The following is a 9,213-nucleotide window of genomic DNA, read 5'->3' on the forward strand; positions in this document are numbered from 1 at the left end:
GGCAGGGCGGGATCCGGCCCACATTCCCGTGATCGGACGGCGAGACGGCGTTAACCTTTACCGATCGTTAAGCATGTTCAGCGCTGAATGGCCTCGATCGTTGAGGACATGCCGATGTCGGACCCCGCCCGCAACCTGCCACCCTACGAGTCCGGTGGACGCCCGGCCCCGGGCCCGCTGCGCGACTGGCTCGCCGCCATGAAGGCCCAGGCGCCCGCCGCCCAGGCCCCGGCACAGCCCCAAGTCGAGGCGCGCCATGCCGAGGCGCGCCCGGCGCCGCGCCCCGAGGCCCGCGCCGCCGAGCAGGCCTGGTCGCCCCGGATCGTGCAGCAGCCGGCCGAGGCCCCGCGCTCGAACTCGGACGCCGAGGACGTCTCGGAGCTGATGGCCGAGAACCTGATGCTGAAGGCCAAGCTTCGGCTCGAGGCCGACCGCCACGGCGAGCTGCAGACGCTGCTCGCCCAGGAGATCCGCGAGCTGCGCAACCACGTGCAGATCGAGATGAACGCCCTCCAGGAAATCCGCGCCGAGCGCGATCACTTCCGGGCGGAGCGCGATCAGATCCGCGACGAGCTCGACGCGATGCGCGAGGAGCGCGACCTGTGGCGCGCCCGCACCGAGGCGCTGGCGCAGCCGCTGTTCCAGAAGCGCTGAACCGGCTTCGCATCGGCACGGCGACGCGATCGCCGTGCCCCTGAAAAGCCGAAGGGCCGCCCGTGAGGGCGGCCCTTCCATTGCCGAACCGCGGTCCGGCCGAAACTGTCCCGAGTGTGCGGCTCGAGCGCCCTTAGAAGGAGGCGCCGGAGGCGACGGTCCAGGTCCGGTAAGCCGAAGACAGCGGCTGATGACAATGAGACACTGGATCACCTCCTTTCGTTCGTTGCTGGGACCCCGAAGGTAGGCGGTGGGACCCGCCCTGTGAAGCCCCTCGCCTGCGTTGTCTCGCCGCCCCCCGCGGCCGCGCGGCCGGCGGGGCGTCAGGGGCGACTCGCGACGACGGTGGCGACGAGGTCCCGCAGGATCGTGACCAGCTCGGCCTGCGCGGTGGGCGTCGCGAGGTTGTGGTCGGTGCCCGCGATGATCGCGACCGGCGCGCCGAGGCGCCGGGCGGCCCGCTCCGGCGTGCGGCCGACATGCCTGCGCAGGGCGGGGATCCCGGGATCGCCGACCGCGTAGACGAGGCGCAGAGACGCGCCGCGCCGGCGCATCGCCGCGATCCGGCGCGCGACGCTGCCGCCCTCGGGCGCCGGACGGAACAGCGCCTTCCACCGGCGTTCGGCCATGCACAGGCCGCGGCGCAGGAGCACGCTGCCGATCGCCCGGATGCCGACCTCGCCCTTGAGCAGGCGGCGCCACGTGCTGCCGCGCCGGAGCAGGGCGGCATAGGTCGCGGCGCTTCCCACCGTCCGGCGCACGACGGCGTCGACGTCGTCGTCCGGGTGCCAGTCGAAGCAGTAGAGGTTGGCCAGCAGCGCGCCCGCGACCCGGCGGTCGCGCCACGCCGCCTGGAACGCCGCGTAGGCGCCGCTGCAATTGCCGACGAGGACGACCCGGCTCGCGCCCTGCGCCTCGAGGTGGTCCAGGGCGTGACGGAAATCGTCGAGGGTGTCGGCCGAGAACATCGGCGAGGCGCCGCCCGGCCGATCCGCGCTGTCGCCGACCCCGGCCAGATCCATCCGCAGCGACGGCACGCCCTCGGCCGCGAGAACGCGGGCCATCCGCGTCGCCTGCCGGCCCCAGCCGGAATGCGCGCTGAGGCCGGCGGCGATGAACAGGACCGTCGGCGCCCCCGTCGACGGGCCGGTCGGCCGGGCGTGGATGCCGAACAGCCCCGGCCCGAACCGGGCCGCCTCCTCCCGCCAGCCGCCTCCGGCAAGATGGGCGGGCGCCGCGACGGCGCGCGCCGAATTCGGCCGGGGCAGGGCGCCTGCGGTCGCGAAGGCGACCACCTCGGCGAAGGCCGCCTCGGGTGCCTCCGAGAACAGCGGGTTGCCGACGAGCTGGGCGAGGCCGGGCAGGGCGCCCGCCGTCACCGCGGCGCCGAGCGCGGCGTAGCGCTTGGCGAGGGCGTCGGTCTCCGCGCCGAGGATCAGGATCTCGGGCGCCGGCCGGACCGTCGCCGAAGCGAGGTCGATCCGCGCGAGGTCGGCCGCGAGCTCCGGGCCGATCGGAAAGCCGCCGACCGAGAGGCGACCGGGTATCTCGGCCGGCGCGGTGCCGTCCGACAGCTGGTTCACCGCCGGGGCCCGAAGCTTCATCTCGCGCAGGTACCCGCGCCCGGTCCGGCACGGCGCCATCAGCACGAGCCGGTCGACGCCGCCCTCCTCGGCCACGAGCGCCGCCAGCGTCGCCCCGAGCCGCAGGCCGACGAGGACGACCTCCGTCACCCCCGCCTCCTCGCGCAGGAAGCGCACCGCCCTGCGGATCGCATCGCGCCACGCCGCCAGCGTCCCGGCGCCCGCATCCGCCGAATCGCCCTCGCCCGGATAGTCGAAGCGCAGGGTCGCGCAGCCGGTGGCGGCGATCCGTCCGGCCAGTGCCCGCCACGGGCGATGCGCCGAGAGCTGCTCGAAGCCGGTCGCACCGCACAGGATCACGCCGCGCCGGCCGATGCCCGAGCTGAACCATCCGAACAGGCCGTCGATCACGACCGGTTCCGCTTCGAGGGGCGACAGGCGCTGCGGCAAGGGAGCGTGCATCATCAAGGTTTTAGAACCTCACGATCTCGTTTGTGTTGACGGCCCGGACGATCCCGCGCGGACGGCCGTCCCCGACGAGGGCGATGCGCCGCCGCGTGCCGGGCGCGAGATGGAAGCCGTCGTCGGCGGGACGCGCGTCCGTCTCGGTCTCGATCCGCACGCAGAGCGCGAAGCGGTCCGCCGCGACCCGGAGGACGGGACCGGCCGCGCCGGCCTCGATCGCGGCGGCGAGCCCGATCGGGCGCGGTGCCGGATCGCGCCCTTGCGGGAAGTGGAAGCTCTCGGCGAGGAGGCCGTCGCGGTCCGGGCCGATCAGGCTCGCATGGGCGAGGCTGTGCGCGGGGGGGCCGAAGCGGTAGCTTCCGGTGGCATCGAAGAACCGCCCGAGCAGCGTCGCGCTCGACCAGGTTCCCGAGCTGCGCGGATCGCACGCGATCGCGCGCTCGGCCTGCTGCACCACGCGCCCCTCGGCATCGCTGAAGACGAGCCGCAACGTTGCGGACAGCGGCGCGGCCGCGTCGTTGTGGACGTGGAGGTGCAGGCCGTTCAGGCCCTCGTCCGAGATCGTCAGCTGGATGGGCCGGAAGGCGCGCTTGAGGGCGTACCACGCCGATTTCGGGCGGCCGGCCGCATCGACGACGCCCCATCCGAGCCCGGGGGCGAGGTCGCGGAAGTTCCACACGAGCCCGCCGGCGGTGGGCGAGCGCGCCCGGCGCCACTCGCCGAACACCACCTCCATCACCTCGGCGCTCGTCGCGCGGGCGAGCGCGCGGTAGCGGTCCGGGTCGTCGCGACGCAGGGTCTCGGGGTCGAGCCCGAACAGCGTCCGGAGATAGTGGTCGCGGACCTGCTCGAAATCCCAATCCGCGCCGCGGTCGCGCGGAATCGCCGCGGCCCAGGCCGGGCCGGCGGGGTCCAGGAGGTCAGCCTCCCGCAGCGTCGCATCCTCGGGCACGTTGGCGAAGGCCAAGCATTCCGAGGCGAAGCCGACCTCGGCGCGGCGCGCATCCTCCAGCGGCCGGCGGTAGGCGCCGACGCCGTAATAGTGGGCGAGCCCGGCCTCGGTCGCGAACGGCAGGTCCCCGCCGAAGGGCGAGTTCGGCACCACCACGAGGTCCGGCCGCAGGCGGGCGACGCGGGCGGCGAGGACGTCGTCGGCGAGGCCCCCGGTCCAGGCGTCGCGGGGGAACCCGAGCATCGCCGCCTGCTGCGCGACCTCGCTGCCGCCGCACAGGACGCAGAGCGAGGGCGAGGCCTGGGTGCGATCGAGGAAGCCGTCGATCTCGGCGAGCAGCAGCTCCCGAAAGGCCGGATCGTCGACGGGATAGTCGAAGTTGGCGAGCATCAGGTCCTGGAAGACCAGGATGCCGAGCTCGTCGCACAGGTCATGGAAGGCGTCGGATTCGTAGAGCGTGATGCCGGAGACCCGCAGCATGTTCATGCCGGCCTCGTGCGCGAGCGCCAGCAACGGGCGGCACGCCTCGGCCGAATGGCCGACGAGGTCGGCCGGCGTCCAGCACGCGCCGCGGCAGAACACCGGCACGCCGTTGACCGTCAGGCTCAGGCCCTCGGCGAACGGCCGTTCCAGCGCGATCGTACGGAAGCCGACGCGACCGAGCGCCAGCACATGGCCGTCGATCTCGGCCTCGACCGCGTGGAGCCGCGGCTCGCCGTGGGTGTGCGGCCACCACAAGGCGACCTCGGGAATCAGCACCTCGCCGGCGAAGCCGCCCGCCGCGTCGGCCTCGATCACCGCCTCTGCCCCGGCGCAGCGGAGCGTCAGCCGGGAGCCTCCGGCATCGGCGAGGGCGAGGCGGAGGCGCAGGCGGCCGGTGCCGCCGTCGAGCGCGGCGCGCAGGTCGACCGACAGCACGTGCGGACGCCCGGGACCGATCGCGGTCCGGGTGACGGGCCGGTACGGGCCGACCGTGTCGATCGGCGGGCACCAGCCGGGCATGAAGCCGAGCAGGCTGGTGCGGACGTGGCGCAGCGCTCCGGGCGTCGCCAGGCGAGGGCGCCAGCGCCCGCGCCGGTTGGGCCGGGCGAGCTCGGCCTGCAGGGCGCGGAAGCACAGGGCGAGCTCGACCGTGCCCGTCCCCTCGACCGCGATGACGTGGGCGAGGAACATCGAGCGCGTCTCGAGGCGGAGCACGCCGTCGACCCAGATCTCGGCGAGCGTCGCCAGCCCCTCGAAGCGGAGGGATTCGCGGCCCTGCAGGGTCAGCGCGGTGCGGTACCAGACGTCCGCCCCGTGGAGCGGCGTCGGCTCGGCCTCCGACCAGAGGCCGGCCGCACGGAGCGCGGCGGCCGCGGTGCCGGGGACCTCCGCCGAAATCCAGCCCGGCAGGCTCGCCGCCTCGCCCGGCCCGGCGCAGGCACCGGGCGCCGTCACCACGAGGGACCACGGCCCTTCGATCGTGCGGGCCGGGATGCCGTCGACGGCGTGGAGGCGGGCCACGGCGCCGTCCCTCAGCGCAGGGCGCGGTCGAGGGCGGAGAAGACCGCGTCGTAGCTCGCGGCGGGGCGCTCGAGCGCGGCCGCCAGCGGCGCGGCGTTGCGCCGGCCGAAGGCGCGGGCGAGCTGGAACTGGAACGCCTTGGTCTCCTGTGCCAGCCGCGTCGCCGCCTCCGCCGCGGTGGCGAGATCGGCCAGCCCCGCGGCGTCGAGCCAGGCGAGGTGGCTGCCGAGAAGCTCGAAGTTGGCCCCGAGCTGACGTGTGGTGTTGAAGGCGTAGCGGTGGAAGACCGAGAGCGGCTGCAGCACGAGGGCCTCGCCGGTCTGCTCCAGCGCCGCCTGGAAGGCGCGCACGGGGTTCGTCCGCGGGGCGCGGGTGCGATGCCCGCACAGCAGCGTGCGGGCCGCCGCCCGCAGCGCGCGAGGCGGCAGGGGCGGGGCGACCACCTTCACGAACTCGGCGTAGGGCGCCAGTAGGGCAGGGCCGAAGATGCCGTCGTAGTCGTCGGCGGCGAGCTGGAAGCGGCCGGCATTGTGCAGGTAGTCGAGGGTGCGCCGCCGCGGGTCGAGCCCGAGGATCGCGATCGTCGTCTTGGCGTGCTCGCGCCCGTAGGTGGTGCCGGCGGTGTCGGGCAGGTGGATCGCGTCGACCTCGACGAGCACCGGGCAGCCGCGGGCGACCTGGACGCTCGCGTGGCGCTCGAGCCCGTCGTAGACGGCGAGCTCCTCCAGGCGCAGGCCGTAGAGCGCCTCGATGTCGGCCATCGCCGGCTTGAAGAAGGTGAACTGGTCGCCCTCGAAATCCTGGCGCAGGGTGAAGCCGAGCATCCCCTCCGGTTCGAGCCCGCGGGCGTGCAGCAGCTCGATCCAGAGGTCGACGTAGCAGTTCGTCTCCGGCCAGGCGCGGGCCGGGGCGTGGAGCGGGTGGGGCGCCGGCTCGGGGGCGGCGTCCGGGGCACGGTCGAGGGCGAGGGCGGCCGGCACCGTCCTAGCCCCAGAGCTGCGTGCGCACGTCCGCCGGCCAGGCGGCGAGGTCGAGGCCGTGGTGGCGCAGCAGCGCGAGCGTGATCCGCTCCAGGCCGAACCCGACGCAGGCGGTGTGGGCGACGGCGCCGTCCGCCTGGCCGATCTCCCAGGTGCTGCCGAAGTGGTCCTGGTGGTAGTTGAAGCTCAGGCAGGCGGTCGGTGGGGCCTCGCTGTTGACCGGCACGTTGAGCTCGAACTTGAGCCCCTGCATGCGCTGGTTGTTGGCCAGCATCCGCCCGGCGCGGCCGAAGAACGGGTCGTTGGCCGGGTCGACCGCCAGCGGCAGGCCGAGGGCGCGCATCATCGCGGTGCCGCGCTCGAGCCAGACCTCCCGGAAGGCCAGCACCTGCTCGGGGCTGCCCATGCGCACGTACTCGCGCATGCGGAACATCTGCATCCGGGTCGGCTCGACCGAGGGCTCGTGGCGGAAGCAGTAGGATTGCAGGTCGAACAGCAGGCCGCCGGCCGGCAGGGGACCGCGCGCGGCGGCGACCGGGTAGAGCGGGTAGCAGGCGGCCGGCGTCAGCACGATGTCGGTGCAGGCCTGGTCCTGGGTCCAGTCCCGCCCGGCCTCGACGCAGGCGAGGAGGCGCGCGTGGGCGGCCTCGTCGCCGCAGAAGCTGTGCACGGTGCCGGCGAGGTTGGGGAAGCCCTTGAGGTAGCCGCTGCGCTCGAAGGCCGGGCGGCTCATGCCAGGCGGGAAGCGCATCCTCTCGGCGCCGTCGGCCGCGCCGAGGCGCGAGACGAGGGCGTCGAGCGCCTCGACCACGCTCTCGAAGTCGCCGCCGCGCCCGTACAGCCCGTCGATCCCGGTGCGCACCAGGTGGCCGCGGTCGAACAGGCGGTCGAGGAACGAGCGCGGTTCCGTCGCATCCGCCTGGGACGGGCTCGTCTCGAGCGGCGCGGCGAGGGTCGGGGTGGCCAAGCTGTCCATCACGCGCTCAGGAATTGGCCGTTGCCCTTCTGCACCAGCAGAAGGTTGGCGGTGTTGCTGTGGATACGGTCGTTGCTGATCATCAGCGGCGCCGACATCACGTCGCGCAGCGCCCGGCCGAGGCTGAACGGGGTTCCGTTCTTGTAGCCGGCGATGCCGACGATCCCCAGCGCCAGCTGGACGATGGCGACGGCCGCGGTCGAGGCGGTGGTCTTCACGTTGTTCAAGGCCACCGCGAAGCCGATCGAGCCGAGCAGATCGGGCGCGCCCTGGGCTTCCGCGTAGTGGCGCAGCCCGCCCTGGATGGTCCCCTTCATCGCCTGCAGCGCGCTCGTCGCCTCGGCGAGACGCAGGGCGCCCGGCGGCACCGTGCCCGGCCGCCGGCGGGCCTCGGCCTGGACGAAGGTCCGCGCCCGGTCGACGGCATGGCTCGCGATCCCGAACCAGACGCTGCTCCACAGCAGGTGCGAGGAGGCCAGCATCGACTGGGCCGCGATCTCGGCGAAGGGCTTCGGCAGGATCTGGGCGATCGGCACGTCGCGGGCGGCGAGCAGGAAGCCGTCGCTGCAGGTGCCGCGCATGCCGAGCGTGTCCCAGCGGCTGGTCCGCTCCAGGGTGATCTGGTCCGCCGTCAGCGCGACGAGGACCTGGTCGGAGGAGGCGGCGTCCGGGTGGCGCCGGCCGGTGGCGAGGATCACGTCGGCGTGGGCGCCGTAGGAGATCACGGTGGCGTCCTTGCGGAAGGCGAACGCGTCGCCCTCGGCCTCGACCGCGCAGAGGCTGTTGCGCAGGTCGCCGCCGATGCCGCCCTCGGTGGTTGCCGAGGCGACGAGCAGCTGCCGCTCCGCCACCCGCTGCATCAGCGCGCGGTGCCAGGCGCTCTCCCCGCCATGGGTGACGAGGCTCGCGACCTTGATCTGGTGCATCGCGAACACCATCCCGGTCGCGGCGCAGGCCTGCCCCAGGCCGAAGCAGGCCTCCGCCAGCCGGCTCATGTCGGCCCCCTCGCCGCCGAACGCCTCCGGGATCTGGATCCCGAGGAGCCGCTCCTCGCGGAGCGCGGCGACGGCTTCCGCGGGGAAGCGCCCCTCGCGATCGACGGCGTCCGCATGGAGCGCGGCGACCTGCGCGACCCGGCGGATGCGCTCCGCGAAGGTCGGCGGAGCGAGAACCGGTTCGGGGGGCACCCGCTTGGCGAGCGCGCTCATGCGTCCACCGGCTGGGCGATCGTCGCGACGGTGCTGCGGATCGCGCGGATCGTCGCGAACGACGCCCGGTTCAAGAGATGATCGGGGAACTCGATGTTGAACCGCTCCTCGAGCGCGAGCATCAGCTGCACGGACCCGAAGGAGCACAGGCCCTTGTCGAACAGATCGTCGTCGTCCGAGAGCCGGTCGACTTGGCCGGACAGGGACTCGATTCCACCGAGCGTTTCGCGAATGTCGTGAGAGGAAATCATTGCACGCAACACCATCTGATCCATCTCGAACCTGAAGCCTTGGACTGTCGTCGTCAATTCTTACTCTTCAATAAAGTTAACTTAATAATCGGTGAATTCTAAAGCTTTGACGTCTATCGCGCTGGAAGTTGGTATTCGCTCCTTCGCACCGCGAGGCAGGATTCGCCTGAGGCGAGGCGGCGATGCGCGAAGCGGCGATCGAAAGCACGCCGCAGATCGAATTGACGACATTGCGCACAATCCATGTGCGAAGTGCCGGCAGGATCTGTGTTTCGACGGCTTCCGTGGTCGGTTGCGCGGGCCAGATCGCTACATCCGTATGCAAGCTGGCTAAAGGTCACTCGATTCGTTGCCGTGATGCAACAGCGGCGTCGCACGAGGTCTTCGGGGAGGATTCGACGTTGCTCGGGTGGACCGGTTCGCACACAGTGCTCGGGCACTGGGGGCATCGCAAAAGCGGGCCCGATGAGCCCGCACCAAAAAGCGGGCCGCAAAACAAGGTGTGACGCGATCGGCCCCGGCCCCGCGACCACACGATCCTCGGGTCTCGAAGCTTTTGGAGATATCTATGACGCTCTTGAAGAGCACCCTGCTCGCTTCGGCCGCCGGCTTCGCCGCCGTCGCCGGCGCCCAGGCTGCCG

Annotated in this window: 8 protein-coding genes; 2 read left to right on the plus strand and 6 right to left on the minus strand. The window is 72.9% G+C overall.

Features of this window, described 5'->3' with window-relative positions; translation table 11 throughout:
* Positions 1-114 precede the first annotated feature (114 nt).
* The gene (locus tag MKK68_RS01865) at positions 115-654 is read left to right on the plus strand and encodes an ATPase (protein ID WP_244028155.1); all 540 of its coding nucleotides are present in this window, start codon (positions 115-117) and stop codon (positions 652-654) included.
* 323 nt (positions 655-977) lie between these two features.
* On the opposite strand, the gene MKK68_RS01870 is transcribed toward MKK68_RS01865, so the two are convergent.
* The 6 genes from MKK68_RS01870 to MKK68_RS01895 are packed head-to-tail and all read right to left on the minus strand — an operon-like array spanning position 978 to position 8,587.
* Positions 978-2,702, minus strand: coding sequence for a thioesterase (locus MKK68_RS01870; protein ID WP_244028156.1), 1,725 nt, complete (start codon positions 2,700-2,702; stop codon positions 978-980).
* Positions 2,703-2,709: 7 nt separating this feature from the next.
* Positions 2,710-5,157, minus strand: coding sequence for a glycoside hydrolase family 2 protein (locus tag MKK68_RS01875; RefSeq protein WP_244028158.1), 2,448 nt, complete (start codon positions 5,155-5,157; stop codon positions 2,710-2,712).
* Between the two features lie 11 nt (positions 5,158-5,168).
* Positions 5,169-6,137 carry a DUF1839 family protein gene (locus tag MKK68_RS01880; protein WP_244028159.1) on the minus strand — a complete coding sequence of 323 codons (969 nt, stop codon included), beginning with the start codon at positions 6,135-6,137 and terminating at the stop codon, positions 5,169-5,171.
* Between the two features lie 4 nt (positions 6,138-6,141).
* Positions 6,142-7,104, minus strand: coding sequence for an amino acid--[acyl-carrier-protein] ligase (locus MKK68_RS01885; RefSeq protein ID WP_409567137.1), 963 nt, complete (start codon positions 7,102-7,104; stop codon positions 6,142-6,144).
* Positions 7,105-7,112: 8 nt separating this feature from the next.
* Positions 7,113-8,321 carry an acyl-CoA dehydrogenase family protein gene (locus MKK68_RS01890; RefSeq protein WP_243936699.1) on the minus strand — a complete coding sequence of 403 codons (1,209 nt, stop codon included), beginning with the start codon at positions 8,319-8,321 and terminating at the stop codon, positions 7,113-7,115.
* Positions 8,318-8,587, minus strand: coding sequence for an acyl carrier protein (locus tag MKK68_RS01895; RefSeq protein ID WP_409567138.1), 270 nt, complete (start codon positions 8,585-8,587; stop codon positions 8,318-8,320). Before MKK68_RS01895 ends, MKK68_RS01890 begins: the two co-directional genes overlap by 4 nt.
* 167 nt (positions 8,588-8,754) lie before the next feature.
* Between MKK68_RS01895 and MKK68_RS01900 the strand changes: the two genes are divergently transcribed.
* A complete protein-coding gene (locus MKK68_RS01900; RefSeq protein WP_243949989.1) occupies positions 8,755-9,078 on the plus strand; it encodes a hypothetical protein in 324 nt (107 codons plus the stop codon).
* The last annotated feature ends 135 nt before the right edge of the window (positions 9,079-9,213 follow it).

This window comes from Methylobacterium sp. E-016, from assembly GCF_022829745.1.
In the GTDB taxonomy this organism is placed as follows: domain Bacteria; phylum Pseudomonadota; class Alphaproteobacteria; order Rhizobiales; family Beijerinckiaceae; genus Methylobacterium.